Origin of the sequence: Arthrobacter sp. TS-15 (assembly GCF_006964045.1) — a bacterium.
GTDB lineage: Bacteria > Actinomycetota > Actinomycetes > Actinomycetales > Micrococcaceae > Arthrobacter.
Map to the genome: position 1 here is coordinate 98,381 of NZ_SDXQ01000036.1, position 17,892 is coordinate 116,272.

Sequence of the window (17,892 nt, forward strand, 5' to 3'; positions counted from 1 at the left end):
GGCACCACGCTATGGGAAGGCACTGACAAAATAGACGGGTGAGTGAAGCCGGTGAATTCGTGGACTACACGCTGCAGATGGAGTCCACCTGGGAGAAAGCTGCAGAGGCCAGTGAGCGTTTGGGCGGGACCTTGAAGGTGTATGGCGCGTCGGTGGGCGCAGTACGGGGAACCGTGAGGGACATGCTCAAGCGGTACAAAACCCTGGACCATGACGACGTTACTGCCTTGAGCTCGGAGTTGTGGGCTGAGCCTGTGTTCGAGAGGCGACTTGCAGCAGTGGTTCTGCTGCAGACCAAAGTCAGCGTTCTGGTCAACACGGACCTCACCCGTATAGAGGGTTTCATCAGGCAGTCCGGGACACGGGAACTGGTGGATCCCCTCGCCAAAGATGTGGTCCGCCCATTAATGGACCGGTTGGAAGGCCTCGCTAAGGAACGCGCGGAACGCGTATTGGAGCGCTGGGCCGCTGATCCGGACGCTGAACTGCGGCACGCAGCGGCTTTGGTGGTAGGCGCCGCGACCCCTTGATAAGCACCAACGACGCGCCTACTCTTTGCCTCACCACAGGCCAGTGAATTGAGAGGCAGGTTCGTTGATGAAATCGCTGTGGTTGGACCGGGAATCCCGCTTCATGTCCGACTCAATTCCCGAAGAAAAGCACTTTGACACCATAGTGGTGGGCGCGGGGCTCACCGGTATGGTGGCTGCCCTGCTGTTGTCCAGGTCCGGGCAGCGCGTGGTGGTCTTCGAAGCCAGGACACTCGGCGCTGTGACCACCGGTAACACCACCGGTAAGTTAAGCCTCCTCCAAGGAGGAGCCCTTTCGGCCTTGCGCGGCCAGTATTCGCTGAAGGTGGTGCCGGCCTATGTGGAGGCCAATAAGTCCGGCCAAGCCTGGCTGACGCAGTATATGGAGCAGCAGGGCATCCCGTTTCAACGCCGGACCGCGGTCACCTTCGCAACCACGGACGACGGCGGCCAGCGGCTCCGCAAGGAGGCTGCGGTTTCGCGGGACGCAGGTTTGGACGTCCACTTCAGCCGTGACGCCGGGCTGCCGTTCCCCATAGTGGAGGCTTTGGAACTCGAAGGCCAGGCCCAGATTCACCCCATGGATGTGCTAGAAACCCTTGCCAGGGACATTCGAGGCCATGGCGGCCTCATTGTCGAGGGCATGCAGGTGGAGAACGTAGCTTCCGGGCAGCCTATGGAGGTCTCCACGGGCAAGGGCACTTTCACTGCAGACACTGTGGTGATAGCTACGGGCACCCCCATCCTGGACCGCGGACTGTATTTTGCCAAGCTTGAGCCCAACCGCTCCTATGCGGCTGCGTTGAAGGTCCCGGGCGATCTTCCGACGGGCATGTATCTGTCCATCGATTCACCTACCCGCTCGCAGCGCACCCACCCTACACCCGAAGGAGAGCTGCTCCTGGTCGGTGGTTATGGGCACACGGCGGGCCGGGCTGCATCACCTAAGTCGCATTTGGATGACCTGCTGGGGTGGGCCACCCGGCACTACCCCGGAGCCGAAGTCACCCATACGTGGTCGGCTCAGGATTACCAAGCCACCAACCTGATGCCGTTCTTCGGCAAGCTTCCCCGCGGCCACGGACGCATCTTTTTCGGCACCGGCTACAACAAGTGGGGGATGAGCAACGGGGTAGCGGCAGCCCTATCCATCACCTCGGACATCCTGGGCGGCCAATCCGATTGGGCCACCACCATCCATCACCGCGTCACCTCGCCCCAAGGAGCGCTCCAAGCCGTGCGGTTGAACGCGAGCACCACCAAGCGAATGGTGGAGGACAGGGCAAGAATCAAGGCCAATCCTGACATCACGGATCAAACGCGTCCAGCCGAAGGAACCGGCGTTGTGGGGCTGTACAAGGGTGAACCAGCCGCAGTGTCCACCGTGGACGGCAACGTTTGCATGGTTTCGGCCAGGTGCTCACACCTGGGTGGCATCGTGACGTGGAATGATGCCGAAAAATCGTGGGACTGCCCTCTGCACGGTTCGCGCTTCACCCCCGAGGGCAAATATCTTGAGGGTCCTGCAACCCATCATTTGCAGGAGTCGCCGGTCAAGAAGAAGGACTAGCTCAGCCGATCGATGCGCCGTTGGGCTTGATCGGCGGCGCGGCGTTGCTGGGTTGCGGCCCGCACGGCCCGTTTCTTTTCTGATTCCGCGGATTCTGCATCACGGGTGACTCCAATGAGTTCGGCTTCAAGGGTTGCCAGACGTTTCTTGAGGTCTTCAATGTCGGCTTTGAGTGTGGTTCGGCGATCAGCCAGTGCATTGACGGTGTCCCACGCTTCGGATGCTGCCGCTTCTGCTTCCCTGGCCGTTTGGTCGGCGACGTCGAACTCGCTGCGGGCCTCTTTCAGTGCTGCTTGCTGCTTGGCGGCCCGCCGATCGGCCAAAGACGTCGCTTCTTCCTTGGAGGACTTCTGTTGCGGTGCCTTCCCCTTGGGCGGAGTGTCTTGGGACGTCGGAGTGCTCTTGGCGTGTGGTGGGGGCACCTTCTTGACTGATCTCTCGACTGATCGCTCTTGTGTAGCTTCGGTCGCTTCGTCATCGGGACCTGCCGCAGCTATTGCTCCTGCAAGGTCCACTGCTTCGAAGCCGCTGCCGCTGAGCCCCCTGACCAGCCTGCCCGTTCGTACCGCGGCGGCTGCCCCGGCATCGGCCATGGCCGCCCTGAAAGTCTGCTCAACATCGGACGTTGCGGCCGCGCTCAGTGGAGCCCCCAGCTCTGCAGCGAGATCCCTGGCCGAATGGACGGCTGTTGTCAGCTGACTTTGGCGTTGCTGCCCGAGTTCACGGAATGCTTCGGTGTCCTGCTCCTCCTGGGCGCCTCGTAACGAAATGCCAAAACGTACGACGCCGTCAATTACCTCGGGTTTGTGAACGGCCAGGATGTTGATGGCCCAGGCTCCGGCAGCCGGCTTGGGAAGGCTGCCGATCTCTTGAGCCAAGTCTCTTTGCCCGGCGTCCTTCGCTTTGCGCACCAGAGCAGTACGTTCCGCCGTGAATTCACGAGGTGTCACGGCGTACAGCTCCTGGGCGGCGTCGCGGAGGTCCATGGAATCATCCTAGGGTTTGACCGTAGGAGTCCGGGACCTGGTCTTCAGCGAAGCGCTGCTTAGGGTAGCCTAAGTCGAGTGGATCAGATCATGAGTTTGCCCTTCGGCGTCGCACTCGCAGCGCTCTTCGCGATTGTCATGATCCGTGTCAACGTTACTTATTGGATCGGGCGGGGGGCCATGGCCGGGTTCGCACATACCCGCTTCGGTGGTTCTTTGGAGCGGCCCAAAGCTGCCCGCGCCCAGGCGCTGATCCAGCGCTGGGGCCCGTACGCCGTCGTACTGTCTTTTCTGACTGTTGGCCTCCAAACTGCCATTAACCTCGCAGCCGGTGCCGCCCGTATGCCACTCCGACGATATTTGCCCGCAGCTGTGGCAGGTTCTGTGATCTGGGCCCTGCTCTACGCAACCATTGGTCTTGCCGCTCTGGAGGCATGGTTGGCGGTAGCCGCCGCATCACCTGGTGGAGCTGCTGTGGGCGTGGCGGTCCTGGTGGCCGCCATTACGTGGGTTGTTGTGTTCCGTCGGCGTCGGGCACGGGCCAAATCAGCGGATACAGTGGTCTGAGTTCTACAGCTGGATCGGCGAAAGGCCTGGGTTGACTACTGCATTACCGGAACTGGCGGACGGCGACTTTTACTACGAATCACTGGGTGGGGGCCGCTACCGGTCCACCCTTCACGCCCAAGGTGCCTGGAATCCCCACGAACAACATATGGCTCCGGCGTCGGGCATCATCGCAGATGCCTTGGTCCGTCATGAACCACGCGAAGACGTCCGCCTGGCGCGGATCAGCTATGAAATCCTCGGGCTGATTCCCGGCGGTGAATTCCAGGTCACCACCTCGACGATGAGGCCGGGAAGGACCATTGAACTCCTTCAGGCAGAGCTTTCGGCAGGGGGTCGCGTGGCTATCCGTGCCGCCGCGTGGCGCATGATCACCAGCGACACCAGCGCCGTGGCCGCGGTGGAGGATGAGTCCATGCCGGCCCCTGATGAATGCAAGCCATGGGATGGGGCGAGCGTGTGGCCCGGTGGTTACATCCGGTCTTTGGAGATGCGCATCGCTGAGGGACACCGTCCTGGATCAGGCAAGGTTTGGATCCGGACGTCTCATCCGCTGACGAACCACAACGACAGCTCCGATGTGGCCCGCCTGTTGGGGCTGGTGGACACCGCGAATGGCATAGCCGCACGCGTTCCTCCGGGTGAAAACAGCTACATTTTTCCTAACGTGGATCTTCAAATCCATATGTATCGCGCTCCGTCCGGTGAATGGCTGGGTCTGGATAACAAGGTCTCTTTCGGAGCGGACGGCATCGGCCTGACCTCCACTGTGCTCCATGACCTCAACGGACCCTTCGGGCGGGCCGAGCAGATCCTGACCCTGAGGAAAAGCTGATGAGCGGGTTGGAAGCAGAGGCCCGCCAGCTCACTGTCTACCGCCAGAAGGAATCCATGGGTGCGGCTGCGGACCTTGATTTCGCTTTGGAGCTGCTTCAGCATGCCCGTAACGGAAATCTGGGCCCGTCCCTTCGCCTGTATCGACCACAGCCCACGGTTGCTTTCGGTCAGCGCGACGCCAACTTGCCAGGATTTCAGGCTGCGGCAGAGGCGTGCCGGGAGCTGGGGTTCGAGCCGCTCATACGCAAAGCCGGAGGCCGCGCCGCTGCTTATCACCAAGGGACCTTGGTCATTGATCACATTGAGCCTCACCCTGACGCGATCGTTCGCGCCAAAGCCCGTTTTTCCGAGTTTGGTGAGCTGCTGGCCGGAGCGCTGAGAAGCGTAGGCGTTCATGCCGCCGTCGGTGAGATTCCCGGTGAATACTGTCCGGGGGAGTTTAGTGTCCACGGCGAGGACCCCGATTTCCCTGCACACCGCATCAAACTGATTGGTACAGCCCAACGTGTGGTTTCCGGCGGGTGGTTGTTCAGTTCGGTGATTGTGGTGGAGGATTCCAAGCCCATTCGTGAAGTCCTGGCGGCGAGCTACGCGGCGCTTGGGTTGGAGTGGGATCCTGCCACTGCTGGTGCGGCCAATGACCTGCTCCCGCACCTGGATGTTCAGTCGGTGGAGGATGCCGTTGTTGAGGCTTACCGCGGGTACGCGGAAGTTCTCGACGGCGACTTCCGCAGCCTAGTGGGGTAGGGGCGTCAGCCCGTACCCCACTATTTGCGCTTGGTGTCAGTGCCCGCGGGCGATCCATTCATCCAGGTGCGGCTTCTCTGCGCCGATGGTGGTGGAATCGCCGTGTCCCGTGCGGACCACGGTTTCCTCCGGTAGTGGCAGGAGCTTTGTCCGGATGGACTCGATGATGGTGGGGAAATCGCTGTAGGACCGTCCGGTCGCACCGGGTCCGCCTTGGAAGAGCGTGTCTCCGCTGAAGAGTGTCTCTTCGCTTGCAAGGTGGAACGAAACGGATCCTGGAGAGTGTCCGGGAGTGTGGATCGCTTTCACCGTTGCGCCGGCCACGGTGAACTCGTCACCGTCCACGATCGCCACATCAGGGTCAACGTGGGGGAACACGGCCTTCCACAGCATCCAATCGTCCTGATGCAGGTGGATGGGAGCCGTGACGAGCTCCCGGAAAGCACCTGCGGAACTGATGTGGTCGTCATGGCCGTGTGTTAGCAGGATGGCTTTGACGTCTCGGCCACCCACGGCCGCACGGATTGCTTCAGGGTTGTGGGCGGGGTCGATGACGATGCATTCGGTGGCGTTGCCGATGATCCAGACGTTGTTGTCCACGTCCCAGGTTCCTCCGTCGAGGGAGAATGTCCCGGAGGTTACTACCTGATCGATCGTGAGGTTGCCGGCGCTCACAGTTCAACCACCGATCGGAGGACTGCGCCATCGTGCATTTTGTCGAACGCCTCTTCCACCTGGTCGATGGTGATGCGCTCTGTAACGAAGGCGTCCAGGTCCAGTTTGCCCTGCTTATACAGGTCCACGAGCATGGGGAAGTCACGGGAGGGCAGGCAGTCGCCATACCATGAGGATTTGAGTGAACCGCCGCGGCCGAAGACATCCAGCAGCGGCAGTTCCAAGGTCATCTCCGGTGTGGGGACACCAACCAGGACAACGGTGCCTGCGAGGTCGCGGGCGTAGAACGCCTGCTTATAAGTTTCGGGACGTCCGACGGCGTCAATCACCACGTCTGCGCCGAAGCCGGCTGTCAAGGCCCGGATTTCCTCGATGGGGTCCGCTGCGGATGAGTCCACGGTGTGGGTTGCGCCGAGGTCCTTGGCACGCTGGAGCTTCTTTGCGTCGATGTCGACGGCAATGATGGTGGTGGCCCCTGCGAGCGCGGCGCCGGCGATGGCTGCTACGCCCACTCCTCCGCAGCCGATCACAGCAACGGAGTCGCCTCGCTTGACGTTGCCGGTGTTGAGCGCTGCGCCCAAACCTGCCATGACGCCGCAGCCGAGCAGGCCGACGGCGGCGGCATCGGCGTCGGGGTCTACCTTGGTGCATTGGCCGGCGGCGACCAGGGTCTTTTCGATGAACGCGCCGATGCCGAGGGCCGGTGAGAGTTCCGTGCCGTCTTCGAGGGTCATTTTTTGGGTGGCGTTGTGGGTGTTGAAGCAGTATTGGGCTTGGCCGCGGTTGCATGCGCGACAGTTGCCGCAGACTGCACGCCAGTTCAGGACGACACGGTCGCCCGGGGCTACGTCTGTGACGTCGGGGCCTACTGCGCTGACAACGCCGGTGGCTTCATGGCCGAGGAGGAACGGAAAGTCGTCGCTGATGCCGCCGAGTTTGTAGTGGAGATCGGTGTGGCAGACGCCGCTGGTGAGGATGTCCACCAAGGCTTCGCCGGGGCCGGGTTCCGGGACGAGGATGGTTTCCAGGGTTGCGGGGGCGCCTTTGGAGCGGACGACGACACCTTTGACTGCGTGGACCATGGGATGTTCCCTTCGGGCTTTTGGGGCGCGGGTCCTTTCTGTGGTGCAAAAAGGGCCCGCTACGGATTCCCATTCTGTCTATCACAGGTGGCAGACAGAGTGGGATTGTTCCGTGCGGGCCCAACAGCGGTGGTGTGGCAGACTATGCGGCCAGTCGGCTCTCCACCTCGGAAGCGGACGGGTTGGTGGCCGCGGTTCCGTCAGGGAAAAGCACGGTGGGTACGGTGCGGTTGCCTCCGTTGAGCTGCTCGACGAGTTCGGCCGTGCCATCTACTTCTTCGATGTTGATCTCGGTGTAGCCGATGCCCTTGGCGTCCAGCTGCTTTTTGAGGCGGTTGCAATAACCGCACCAGGTGGTCGAGAACATGGTGATGGTGCCGGAGTCGGGAGTGAAGTCCACAGAGCTCTCCTCAGTATGGGTTGTTAATGCAGGGTGGTTCGTCGGTAACAACGGTAACCCGCGTCCGAATAATTCCCGTTCGGCAGCAGGGCCGGGTTACGTCACATGCCGGTGCTGGTGCGTTGTCCGAGGAGAGGGCAGACTGTTGCCATGTGTGGACGTTATGTAATGGCTCGTGCGGTGGGGGACCTCCTCGCTGATTTTGACGCCGAACTTGAGAACGAGATTGCGCTGGAGAAGTCGTGGAATGTGGCTCCGACCGATGCCGTTCCTATTGTTTTGGAGAGGCTGATTGACGAGGACGTGAAGCGGCAGCTCCATGTGGCGAAGTGGGGTCTGGTGCCATCATGGGCGAAGGATCCCAAGGCTGGTGCCAGGCTTATCAACGCTCGAAGCGAGACGCTGTTGGAAAAGCCGTCCTTCAAGAAGGCCGCCGTTGCCAGGCGTTGCGCAGTTCCGGCAGACGGTTATTACGAATGGAAGAAGGGCGAGGGTAAGAACAAGCAACCGTATTATGTGCACCCGGGGGATGGCCACGGTTTGGTCTTTGCAGGCTTGTATGAGTGGTGGCGTGACCAGTCTGCATCCGATGATGATCCGGGGCGTTGGTTGCTGTCCATGTCCATCCTGACTGCCGATACCCCAACGGCGGATGAGGCCAAGACCCGGCGCAGTGCCTCGGTATTTGACGAACTGACTGCCCTCCATGACCGCGTTCCCTTGCCGATGAGCACTGAGACGATGGAAGCGTGGTTGGATCCGAGGGAGAAGGACGCTCAAGGGTTGGTGGATCTGGTCCGCTCCAAGGCGCACGATGCCGCGGCCGGGTGGAGGTTGGACGCTGTGGGCGCAGCGGTGGGAAATGTCCGCAATAACTCACCGGAACTCATTGAACCGGTGGAAGCTCTCTTCTAGGAACTACAGGAACTACAAAGCGTCCAGGACCTACAGAGCTTCGGTGACGGGCACGCCGGATTGGAACTCCCGGCCATCGGCTTCGCTGAAGCCTGTCATGACGTGGCCTTTGCTAAGCCCGTGGATGGCAGACATCGGAAAATTCCCTGTGATGACGTTGCCGGAATGCTCTACGCCTTTGATGTCGTAGTTCTCCTCGGCACTGAGGGAGTGGTTGAACGAATAGAAGGAAATCGCCTCTCCGTTCATGAACTCTATGCCGAGCCTGCGCTGTGAGGAATAGTCCTCGCTGGCAGCAACAAGGCCCACGACGTAAGCGCCGGAGCCTGGTATGTTGCCATCGATTTCGAACCTTGCCACGAGGTTGTCGTCTTCGGCCGAGATGTTGACCTGCTTCAGGAGTGCATCATTGGTGCTCATGCCACAATCCTGCTCTGTGGACCGGCTGCCGTCCACCCCTTGACTTTCATCCCTCCAACAGACGCAGGATGTTGCGCGCCACTGTGGCTGTGTCAAGGTCCTGCCCCGTCCTCGCGGTCAGCAGGTGAAGGGCGAGCCCGTCGCTGTAGTCGGAGATTGCTTCCGCCCGGCTGCGTGCTTCAGATATGCCCATGGCGTCGAGCAATTGCGCCAAGGCTGATACCAGCCGCTCGTGCCCGGCAGTGACAACACCTGGCTGGTCTAGGGCAAAGGCGAACCTGGCGCGGGTCAGTTCGGCGTTCTGGTGCGCGAGTCCCATGACTGCTCCGGCGATCTGATCCGCCAAGTCGGCTACCGACGTCGGGATGTCCGTTCCACCCTGCTGCAGCAGGAGGCGGTCACGTTCTTCAACGCGGTCGACGGCGGCCCCCATGAGTGCTGCCCGGTTGCGGAAATAGTTCGAGGTAGTTCCGACGGCGACACCTGCCTGGGCGTCGACGGCCCTGTGCGTGAGTCCTTTGAGTCCCTTGGCAGCAACGACGGCGAGGGCGGCGTCGGCTAGTTCACTTCGGCGGTCCGGCATGGCGAAAGTCTAGCTTCAACCCCTACCGGCACTACAAATGTAGTAGTACTGTGAACCCATGGAAAAGGTGGACATCATTGGTGGAGGGATCGCCGGGCTGGCGCTCGCAGGAATACTGGACCCCGGCAAGTTCGACGTCACCATCTACGAGCAGCGCCCCGAACTCCCCACTGTTGGAACAACCCTCGCCATGTGGCCGGAAGCCCAACGCGCGCTCTCAGAGCTGGGGATACTCGGAGCTGTACGGAGTCGCGGAGCCAAGATCAAAACCGGCGCCCTCCGCCGCCCCTCGGGAGAACCCCTGCTGTCCATGGAAGGTGAAGGCCTCCTTGGAATATCCCGGCCCGAACTCCTGAGGCTGCTGGACGCGGCAGTGCCTCGTTCCGTGAGCCGGGCAGTAGCCAGAGTGGACAAGCTGCCGGGTACTGCCGGGCTGACCGTGGGCGCAGATGGCGTCAACAGCATTGTCCGGCGGCACTTCAGAGGCCCGCAGAGCGAAGCAAGGCCAACACCATTCCTGGCCGTCAGGGGAGTCATCCCCGGAACCCCGCTCCAGGAGGACATCGGCGAATACTGGGGGCGTGGCGAGATATTCGGCTTGGCGCCAGCTGAGGGCGGAAGCAACTGGTACGCTTCATTCCGCTCAGACCTGGGGCCGGACAAAGTAGACGTCGCAGAAGCCCTAGAAGTGACACGAAACCGCTACGCAAACCACGCGAGCGCCGTACAGGAAGTACTCGCAAAGGCCAGGCCGGACACCACGCTTGCCCAACGCATCTGGATCTGCCCTCCCCTGATCAAATACTCGCAGGGAAACGTTGTGTTGATAGGGGATGCCGCCCACGCCATGACACCAAACCTGGGGCGGGGCGCCTGTGAAGCGCTGATCGATGCAGTGACACTGGGCAAACTTCTAAATGGGCTGCCCAGTGAAAAGGCGCTCGCAGCCTATGGCAGGAAGCGCATCATGCGCACGCAACTACTCCGGGCTGCTTCTTCCCTCATGGGGACTGTCGCCCTCGCCCAGGGTGCACAACCATGGCGAGACGCCTTGCTCAAGCAAGTTGGAAAGCGAGTATCGCGAACCCGGGAAAGGGCATCAACTTCGAACTAGGTTTTGTCAGGGCGTCGGCGTAAACTGAAATTATTCGAACATACTTTCGAATCAATATTCCGGCGTAAGAGGTGAAGACATGGGGCTGTTCAGCGAGTCAGTAAGCGTGAGCTGCACGGACACCGGCCAGCCGCAGGAAGTCCACTGGAAAGGAACGCAGTACACCGTCACCAACGAACCCGTTCGCTGGTACGAGCGCCGGCAATGGTGGCTAGAAGAAAGCCGCGCACCCCTGGGCGCCGGAGCCGGCCTGGTCGACCACGAGATCTGGCGCGTACAGCTCCTGCCCGCCACCGTCGAATCGAAAACCAGCCACACCATCACCCTCGACCTCGTCCGGCACCTGGGCAGCGGGCGCTGGAGACTCCTGCGCATCCACGACGCCGCGCCATCCAGCGCCGTAGAACCAGAAGAAGCAGCGTGAACCTTGAGCTTTACCCACCTGCACGTCTCCACAGCCTTCAGCGCACACTACGGCGTCTCCTGGCCGGATGAACTAGCCCAAACAGCCGCAACAAACGGAGCCACAGCTCTCGCCTGTACCGACCGTGACGGCCTGTACGGCACCATCAAACACCTCAAAGCATGCATGGACGCAGGCATCCACCCCATCGTCGGGGTAGACCTGGCAGTATTCGACGACGACGGCGATCACCGCACCCAAGTGGCGGGCCGCGTCGTCGTACTCGCCCACGGAAACAACAACGGCGCCGGATACAGGGCACTGTGCCGCCTCATATCCGACGCCCACGCGCGCACCTCCGGGAAAGCCGGGGGAGCAATCCCACCTGCGGTCACCCGAGGCGAACTCGCCTCCAGAACCCTGGACCCCAAAACCCTCAAACCAGTGCTCACCGTACTCATAGGGCCCGACTCCGACGTAGGCCGGGCCATGAGCGGACGCAAATACCTCAAGCCCAGAACCCTCTTCAAACAATGGATCGACGCCATGCCCCCCGGCACCATGGTGGCCGAAGTCGTTTCCCACCTCAGCGCCCCCGGACAACCACTCAGCACAGCCCACGCCGTACGCATGCTCAAACTCGCCCTCGAATTCAACACCCCCGCAATACTCAGCAACGCCGTCCGCTACTGCGCCCAGGACGGCGCCGCCACTGCAGATGTACTCGACTCCGCACGCACCCTCAAATCCCTTCCGGAACTCTCAACAGAGCCCCTCCTCCAGCCAACAGGGCAGGGATGGCTGAAGACCCCGCAACAAATGCACCAACTCGGCAAAGAAATCATGAACGCCGCGGGCCAGGGGAAAGCCGACCTCACCAAACTCCTCGCAAACACAGAAGCGCTCGCCGACAAATGCCGCATCGACCCCATTCTCGACATGGGTTGGAAGAAGCCGGTAGTCCCTGAAGCCTCCATCATCGGCATCACCGCAGACCCCATGGTGGAACTCACCCAACGCTGTGAAGCAGGAATCAACAGACGGTTCCCAGGCATCAACGGAAACCTGGAAAAAAACCTGCGCTCGCGGTTGGAGCATGAGCTGGAAATCATTGCCGGACTCGGTTTTGCTTCGTACTTCCTCACCGTGGCAGAGGTCACCACAATGATCCTCGATATGGGTGTCCGTGTTGCTGCAAGGGGATCCGGCGCGTCAAGTCTGGTCAACTACTTGATCGATATCAGTCAGGTTGACCCGATACGCCACGACCTTATTTTTGAACGTTTTCTCTCCGGCCGGCGGTCCACCCTGCCTGATATCGACATTGATGTGGAAAGTGCTGAAAGGCATAACGTCTACCGAAAGATTTTTGACCGCTTCGGGGCTGAACGAGTCACCCTGATGAGCATGCAAAACGGGTACAGGGCACGTGGTGCAGTGCGGGATGCGGGCATGGCACTGGGGATGCCTGACGAAGAAGTGGGCGAAATTGCCAAGCAGCTGTGGAGATTCTCTGCGCGCAAATTCCGTGAAGCCCTGGTGGAGAAGCCGGAGCTTCGGGATTTTGCGGGGCGGGTGGAACGAGGAGCCCTGGAGGAGAACCAGCAGCTGGATTTGCTGGTGGATCTTACAGAAAGGCTGGATCGCTTGCCCCGGCATATTTCCATGCACCCTTGCGGAGTGATTTTGGGAGATGCCACCCTCCTGGATAGAACTCCGGTCCAACCCAGCGGTTTGGGTCTGCCCATGAGCCAGTTCGATAAACACGATATGGACCCCATGGGCATGCTAAAGCTGGATGTCCTGGGAGTGCGCATGCAAAGTGCCATGGCCTTTGCGGTCCGGGAAGTGATTCGGCTTCATCCTTCCAAAGCTGAGGTTGTCGCAGCGGGTAAGCACCCCGTGGAGCCGGGCGGGAATGGTCCCGACTACATTGCTCATGACGGCAGGATTGACCTCAATGCCGTCCCTTTCGACGATCAGGCCACCTTTGAGCTGATACGTAGTACCCACACACTTGGTTGCTTCCAGATCGAGTCCCCGGGGCAGCGTGAACTCATCGGAAAAATGGCTCCCCGGGAATTCAATGACCTGATCATCGATATCTCTCTTTTCCGGCCTGGACCCATGAAGTCGGACATGGTGCGGCCCTTCCTGGAGCATCGCCATGGGTTTGCTCCTGAGATTTACCCCCACCCGGACCTCAAGCCAGTTCTCCAGGAAACGCACGGGGTCACGGTTTTCCATGAGCAGATTTTGAAAACCTTCCACGTTATGACCAATTGCGGCTTGGACAGGGCCGACGAATTTCGTCGAGCCCTGGGCGACGAAGTACATGAGCCGGGAGTAGAAAAGTACTTCCGACGGGAAGCAATCAAAAAATACCCTCCAGAAGTGGTGGATAAAGTTTGGGGGACCCTGAAAGCCTTCGGTAGTTTTGGCTTCTGCAAAGCCCACGGTGCTGCATTTGCCGTACCTACCTATCAGTCAGCCTGGCTCAAGGCCCATCATCCCGAGGCCTTTCTTGCTGGATTGTGGGAACACGATCCCGGGATGTATCCCAAACGGCTGTTGGTCGCTGAAGCGCGCAGGCTGGGGATCCCCATCCTGCCTTTGGATATCAACAGGAGCAAGGCTGAATACAGGGTGGAGAAAATCCATCATGGCTCGGATCAGGGGAAGCTGGGCATCCGCTTGAGCCTGACTGGTATTTACGGGCTTTCAGGAGTGGAACTCAAGAGGATCGTTGCCGGGCAACCTTTCGATTCCCTGGCAGACCTGAGGGCGCGGGCGCGGGTCAGTAAACCGAACATCAAAAGACTGGCCCAGCTGGGCGCCTTTGATGCTTTGCATAAGGACTCCGGAGGAACTGCGAACCGTGCTGACCTTGTGCACCATCTGCAAGCGCTCCAAAGCAGCCCCTCCAAGAAGGCCCCCGATGTCATAGAAGGGCAGCTGTCCTTTGCGCTGGGCGATGTTGAACTGAGAAACCTTGCTCCTGAGCTTCCTGAGCCAACCATGGTGGATAACGTCAGGGCAGAACTTGATCTCATGGCGGTGGATGTCAGCGAACATCTGATGGAAAGTCATCGGCCCCTCCTGGACAAATTGGGGGTCACCACGGCAGACAAGCTCCTGGGCTTGCGCAACGGGACCGAAGTCCTGGTAGCAGGGGTCCGAATTGCCACTCAAACCCCGCCCATGCGTGGCGGGCGTCGCGTTGTCTTCATCAGCATCGATGACGGTACTGGCTGCGTGGATTCGGTCTTCTTCCATGAGGCTCAGGAAGACTCCGGGCCTCTGTTGTTTGGTACCCGCCTCCTGCTTATCCGGGGGACCACCAGAAGGACCGGCCCCAAAGGAATCAGCCTCAGTGCCAGCAAAGCCTGGGACCTCAGCCGTCCGGAAGCGTTGCCTTATGCCGAGCTTCTCCCCGCCGAAACCGGGCTACCTGATGGATACACCCACCATGGGCCGCTCCACGGTATTTCCAGGAACCTTGCCATTACTGGTCTGGGAAGCTGAAACCTTGGCACAACCCTGCCTTGAGTAGCCTGATTTAGCCCCGGCGCGCTGCTTTGGCCACCTTCGCTGCAGCGGATACGATTGACGGTGGCTGGCTGTGGTCCCCGTACGCCACAAGCTATGAAGCCTTAACTATGAATAGGAGACACCCGTGTCAGATGCCCAACAGATCACCCTCATCGTCGATGGCGAAGAGACCAAGGTGACGGAAGGGACTACCGGCGCGGAACTCTTCTTCGAGCGCCGCGACGTCGTTGTAGCCCGTGTCAATGGTGTACTCAAGGACCTTGACCAGGTCCTCACCGAGGGTGCAAACGTCGAGGGCGTCACCATCGATTCCCCTGATGGACTCAACGTTCTTCGCCACTCCACGGCCCATGTCATGGCACAGGCTGTGCAGCAGTTGCGCCCCGACGCCAAGCTCGGTATCGGTCCCTACATCACTGACGGCTTCTACTTCGACTTCGACGTTGCTGATCCGTTCACCCCGGAAGACCTGCGCACGCTGGAAAAGATGATGCAAAAAATCATCAACCAGAACCAGAAATTCGTTCGCCGTGTTGTCACTGAAGACGAAGCCCGTGTGGCGATGGCCAATGAGCCCTACAAGCTTGAGTTGCTGGGCAAGAAGAACGATGCAAGCGACGCCGCTGAGGGCGTCAACGTTGAGGTCGGTGCCGGCGACATCACGATTTACGACAATGTGGATCGCAAGAGCGGTGAGAGCATCTGGTGCGATCTTTGCCGCGGACCGCACCTGCAGAACACCAAAATCATCGCCAACGCCTTCGCGTTGACCCGCTCTTCAGCTGCGTACTGGTTGGGTAACCAGAACAACCAGCAACTGCAGCGCATTTACGGCACGGCGTGGCCCACCAAGGAAGCCCTCAAGGCATACCAGGAACGCATCGCCGAAGCAGAGCGACGCGACCACCGCAAGCTCGGCGTCGAGCTGGACCTGTTCTCGTTCCCGGACGAACTGGGCTCGGGCCTTCCTGTCTTCCACCCCAAGGGCGGAATCATCCGCAAGGCCATGGAGGATTACTCACGCCAGCGCCACGTGGACGCCGGATACGAGTTCGTCTACACACCCCACATCACCAAAGGCCACCTCTATGAGGTCTCCGGCCACCTTGACTGGTACAAGGACGGCATGTTCCCGGCGATGCAGGTGGACGCCGAATTCAACGAAGACGGCACAGTGCGGAAGCCGGCGCAGGATTACTACCTGAAGCCGATGAACTGCCCCATGCATAACCTGATCTTCCGTTCCCGGGGGCGCTCTTACCGCGAACTTCCGCTGCGCCTGTTCGAATTCGGATCGGTATACCGCTACGAGAAGTCCGGCGTTGTGCACGGGCTGACCCGCGTCCGCGGCATGACACAGGACGACGCCCACATCTACTGCACCCGCGAGCAGATGAAGGACGAGCTCACCACCACGCTGAACTTCGTTCTGGGCCTGCTCAAGGACTACGGGCTGGATGATTTCTACTTGGAGCTTTCCACCAAGAACGAAGAGAAGTTCGTTGGCGACGACGCCGCGTGGGAGGAAGCCACGCGCACTCTTTCCGAGGTCGCCGCAGCCTCGGGTCTGGAACTCGTTCCGGATCCGGGTGGAGCAGCATTCTATGGCCCCAAGATCTCCGTCCAGGCAAAGGATGCCCTTGGCAGGACCTGGCAGATGTCCACCATTCAACTGGACTTCAACCTGCCGGAGCGCTTCGAACTGGAGTACCAGGCGGCCGACGGCACACGCCAGCGGCCTGTCATGATCCACCGGGCACTGTTCGGTTCGGTGGAACGCTTCATGGGTGTGCTCACCGAGCACTACGCCGGAGCGTTCCCGGCTTGGCTCGCTCCTGTCCAGGTAGTGGGCATTCCTGTGGCCGAGACCTTCAATGACTACATGTTCGACGTCGTCGGCCAACTCAAGGCAGCGGGCATCCGTGCCGAGGTGGACATCTCCTCTGACCGGTTCCCCAAGAAAATTCGTACAGCCAGCAAGGACAAGATCCCGTTCGTCCTGATTGCCGGCGGTGAGGACGCCGAGGCCGGTGCCGTGTCATTCCGCTTCCGGGATGGCAGCCAGGACAACGGCGTGCCCGTGGCCGAGGCGGTCCGCAGGATCGTTGACGCCGTCAAGAACCGCGAGAGCTGACGGAACGGAACACAGACGGTGCAGGAGAACACAGGCGCGGCAGCTGGCCTTCCGGGTGATGCCGACGTAACCGATGACTTCGGATTGGCCGGCGTACCGGACGCGTTTCAGCGCCTGTGGACTCCACACCGGATGGCTTACATCAAGGGCGGGCAGGATCAATTCAAGAACAAGGACGAGTGCCCGTTCTGTGTAGGACCCACGCGCTCAGATGAGGAATCCCTGATCGTCCACCGCGGGCGGACCTGTTACGTCGTCCTGAACCTGTTCCCCTACAACCCGGGTCATCTCTTGATCTGCCCCTACCGGCACGTTCCCGATTACACAGACATCACCGTGGAAGAAACCGCCGAGTTCGCCGACCTCACTCAGACCGCTATGCGCGTGTTACGGAAGGTTTCAAATCCGAGCGGCTTCAACCTGGGCATGAACCAAGGGGTGACAGGGGGTGCCGGCATCGCCGCGCATCTGCACCAGCACGTGGTTCCTCGGTGGGGCGGGGACGGAAACTTCTTCCCGATCATCGCCCAGACCAAGGCCATCACGCAGACACTCGATGAGGTCCGCAAGCTTGTGGCTGAAGCCTGGCCGGGGGAGTCGAATGCTCAATAGGCATGCGCGCGGCTTCTTCACTTCACTTTTCACTCCTTTAGCGCGTTGGCTCCTGAGGATCGGTGTGTCTCCGGACGCCGTGACTATTGCCGGGACCCTAGGGGTGATTTTGGGCGGACTCGTCCTCTACCCGCTGGGCTTCCTATGGTGGGGCTCTGTGGTGGTCGCCTTCTTCGCCTTCTCGGACGTCGTCGATGGCATCATGGCGAGGCTGCAGGGCCGCAGCGGTGGCTGGGGTAATTTTCTGGATTCCACCTTGGACAGGCTCGCCGATGGTGCGATCTTTGCAGGCCTCACCATCTGGTATTTCACCGGAGGTGAAGATCCTGCTATTGGTACTGCCGCCGTCATCTGCCTGGTACTCGGCATGGTTGTTTCCTATGCCCGGGCTAAAGCCGAGTCCTTGGGCTACCAGGCGAGCGTGGGAATCGCCGAACGCGCGGAACGTTTGGCATCAGTATTGCTCATCACCGGGCTTACGGGATTGGGCCTCCCACCGGTGGTGTTATTCGGGACCCTGGTGCTCCTGGCCCTGGCGAGTGTCATCACCATTGTTCAGCGCATGTCCACCGTCCGGCGGCAAGCCATGGCCGAAGCCGATGGAACTGCGCCGGCGTAAAGGCCAGTGAACCATAGCTCACGTGTGGAACTGGCAACCGACCAGAGTCGCTCGGCCGCAGTTGTGCACTTGACCTACCACAGCCCGTTGTCTTGCCCTCCAAGGTGGTAATGAATGTACTGCCAGCATGCAAGGTGCGACTACTA

18 protein-coding genes are annotated in these 17,892 nt (G+C 60.6%); 12 read left to right on the top strand and 6 right to left on the bottom strand.

Features of this window, described 5'->3' with window-relative positions; translation table 11 throughout:
* The first annotated feature begins 38 nt into the window (after positions 1-38).
* Both EU811_RS14405 and EU811_RS14410 read left to right on the top strand, forming a co-directional pair.
* Complete coding sequence (locus EU811_RS14405) at positions 39-530, top strand: DNA alkylation repair protein (protein WP_142939037.1); 492 nt, start codon at positions 39-41, stop codon at positions 528-530.
* Between the two features lie 67 nt (positions 531-597).
* A complete protein-coding gene (locus EU811_RS14410; protein WP_142939038.1) occupies positions 598-2,100 on the top strand; it encodes an FAD-dependent oxidoreductase in 1,503 nt (500 codons plus the stop codon).
* Here the strand turns inward: EU811_RS14410 and EU811_RS14415 are convergent.
* Complete coding sequence (locus EU811_RS14415; RefSeq protein WP_142939039.1) at positions 2,097-3,086, bottom strand: hypothetical protein; 990 nt, start codon at positions 3,084-3,086, stop codon at positions 2,097-2,099. The genes EU811_RS14410 and EU811_RS14415 overlap by 4 nt on opposite strands.
* A gap of 78 nt (positions 3,087-3,164) precedes the next feature.
* On the opposite strand from EU811_RS14415, the gene EU811_RS14420 reads away from it, so the two are divergent.
* Genes EU811_RS14420 through EU811_RS14430 form a run of 3 tightly spaced genes read left to right on the top strand, consistent with a single transcriptional unit; the run spans position 3,165 to position 5,237 of the window.
* Positions 3,165-3,653, top strand: a complete 489-nt coding sequence (locus tag EU811_RS14420) for a DedA family protein (protein ID WP_142939040.1) — start codon at positions 3,165-3,167, stop codon at positions 3,651-3,653.
* 31 nt (positions 3,654-3,684) lie between these two features.
* A complete protein-coding gene (locus EU811_RS14425; protein ID WP_142939041.1) occupies positions 3,685-4,488 on the top strand; it encodes a thioesterase family protein in 804 nt (267 codons plus the stop codon).
* On the top strand, positions 4,488-5,237 hold the full coding sequence (locus tag EU811_RS14430) for a lipoate--protein ligase family protein (protein WP_142939042.1): 750 nt from the start codon (positions 4,488-4,490) through the stop codon (positions 5,235-5,237). The genes EU811_RS14425 and EU811_RS14430 overlap by 1 nt, the downstream gene beginning before the upstream one ends.
* A 36-nt stretch (positions 5,238-5,273) precedes the next feature.
* On the opposite strand, the gene EU811_RS14435 is transcribed toward EU811_RS14430, so the two are convergent.
* From EU811_RS14435 to EU811_RS14445, 3 genes are all read right to left on the bottom strand, one after another.
* A complete protein-coding gene (locus tag EU811_RS14435) occupies positions 5,274-5,912 on the bottom strand; it encodes an MBL fold metallo-hydrolase (protein ID WP_142939043.1) in 639 nt (212 codons plus the stop codon).
* Positions 5,909-6,994 carry an S-(hydroxymethyl)mycothiol dehydrogenase gene (locus EU811_RS14440; protein ID WP_142939044.1) on the bottom strand — a complete coding sequence of 362 codons (1,086 nt, stop codon included), beginning with the start codon at positions 6,992-6,994 and terminating at the stop codon, positions 5,909-5,911. The genes EU811_RS14435 and EU811_RS14440 overlap by 4 nt, the downstream gene beginning before the upstream one ends.
* Before the next feature lie 142 nt (positions 6,995-7,136).
* Positions 7,137-7,394, bottom strand: coding sequence for a mycoredoxin (locus tag EU811_RS14445; protein WP_018777778.1), 258 nt, complete (start codon positions 7,392-7,394; stop codon positions 7,137-7,139).
* 168 nt (positions 7,395-7,562) lie between these two features.
* Here EU811_RS14445 and EU811_RS14450 point away from each other — a divergent pair, with 168 nt between their 5' ends.
* Positions 7,563-8,309: an SOS response-associated peptidase gene (locus tag EU811_RS14450; RefSeq protein WP_238703412.1), complete on the top strand. Its 747-nt coding sequence runs from the start codon at positions 7,563-7,565 to the stop codon at positions 8,307-8,309.
* Between the two features lie 30 nt (positions 8,310-8,339).
* Here the strand turns inward: EU811_RS14450 and EU811_RS14455 are convergent, their stop codons facing one another.
* The gene (locus tag EU811_RS14455; protein WP_014921999.1) at positions 8,340-8,729 is read right to left on the bottom strand and encodes a hypothetical protein; all 390 of its coding nucleotides are present in this window, start codon (positions 8,727-8,729) and stop codon (positions 8,340-8,342) included.
* Positions 8,730-8,775: 46 nt separating this feature from the next.
* On the bottom strand, positions 8,776-9,312 hold the full coding sequence (locus tag EU811_RS14460) for a TetR/AcrR family transcriptional regulator (RefSeq protein WP_142939046.1): 537 nt from the start codon (positions 9,310-9,312) through the stop codon (positions 8,776-8,778).
* Between the two features lie 58 nt (positions 9,313-9,370).
* Between EU811_RS14460 and EU811_RS14465 the strand changes: the two genes are divergently transcribed.
* The 6 genes from EU811_RS14465 (at position 9,371) to pgsA (ending at position 17,746) form a co-directional block, all read left to right on the top strand.
* Positions 9,371-10,426 (top strand): FAD-dependent monooxygenase, encoded by a 1,056-nt coding sequence (locus EU811_RS14465; RefSeq protein ID WP_142939047.1) that lies wholly within the window; start codon positions 9,371-9,373, stop codon positions 10,424-10,426.
* Positions 10,427-10,505: 79 nt separating this feature from the next.
* Positions 10,506-10,850, top strand: coding sequence for a DUF6504 family protein (locus tag EU811_RS14470; RefSeq protein WP_142939048.1), 345 nt, complete (start codon positions 10,506-10,508; stop codon positions 10,848-10,850).
* Positions 10,851-10,853: 3 nt separating this feature from the next.
* Complete coding sequence (locus EU811_RS14475) at positions 10,854-14,354, top strand: DNA polymerase III subunit alpha (RefSeq protein ID WP_142939049.1); 3,501 nt, start codon at positions 10,854-10,856, stop codon at positions 14,352-14,354.
* 151 nt (positions 14,355-14,505) lie between these two features.
* Positions 14,506-16,515, top strand: coding sequence for a threonine--tRNA ligase (gene thrS / locus EU811_RS14480; protein WP_142939050.1), 2,010 nt, complete (start codon positions 14,506-14,508; stop codon positions 16,513-16,515).
* A gap of 18 nt (positions 16,516-16,533) precedes the next feature.
* On the top strand, positions 16,534-17,127 hold the full coding sequence (locus EU811_RS14485) for an HIT family protein (protein ID WP_142939051.1): 594 nt from the start codon (positions 16,534-16,536) through the stop codon (positions 17,125-17,127).
* A complete protein-coding gene (gene pgsA / locus EU811_RS14490) occupies positions 17,117-17,746 on the top strand; it encodes a phosphatidylinositol phosphate synthase (RefSeq protein WP_142939052.1) in 630 nt (209 codons plus the stop codon). Before EU811_RS14485 ends, pgsA begins: the two co-directional genes overlap by 11 nt.
* Positions 17,747-17,892 lie beyond the last annotated feature (146 nt).

Bases quoted from the DNA above. Each gene is read 5' to 3' on its own strand.
- EU811_RS14410 (WP_142939038.1), top strand. From the start codon at position 598: ATGAAATCGCTGTGGTTGGACCGGGAATCCCGCTTCATGTCCGACTCA.
- EU811_RS14415 (WP_142939039.1), bottom strand. From the start codon at position 3,086: ATGGACCTCCGCGACGCCGCCCAGGAGCTGTACGCCGTGACACCTCGT.
- EU811_RS14430 (WP_142939042.1), top strand. From the start codon at position 4,488: ATGAGCGGGTTGGAAGCAGAGGCCCGCCAGCTCACTGTCTACCGCCAG.
- EU811_RS14440 (WP_142939044.1), bottom strand. From the start codon at position 6,994: ATGGTCCACGCAGTCAAAGGTGTCGTCGTCCGCTCCAAAGGCGCCCCC.
- EU811_RS14450 (WP_238703412.1), top strand. From the start codon at position 7,563: ATGGCTCGTGCGGTGGGGGACCTCCTCGCTGATTTTGACGCCGAACTT.
- EU811_RS14455 (WP_014921999.1), bottom strand. From the start codon at position 8,729: ATGAGCACCAATGATGCACTCCTGAAGCAGGTCAACATCTCGGCCGAA.
- EU811_RS14460 (WP_142939046.1), bottom strand. From the start codon at position 9,312: ATGCCGGACCGCCGAAGTGAACTAGCCGACGCCGCCCTCGCCGTCGTT.
- EU811_RS14465 (WP_142939047.1), top strand. From the start codon at position 9,371: ATGGAAAAGGTGGACATCATTGGTGGAGGGATCGCCGGGCTGGCGCTC.
- EU811_RS14470 (WP_142939048.1), top strand. From the start codon at position 10,506: ATGGGGCTGTTCAGCGAGTCAGTAAGCGTGAGCTGCACGGACACCGGC.
- pgsA (WP_142939052.1), top strand. From the start codon at position 17,117: ATGCTCAATAGGCATGCGCGCGGCTTCTTCACTTCACTTTTCACTCCT.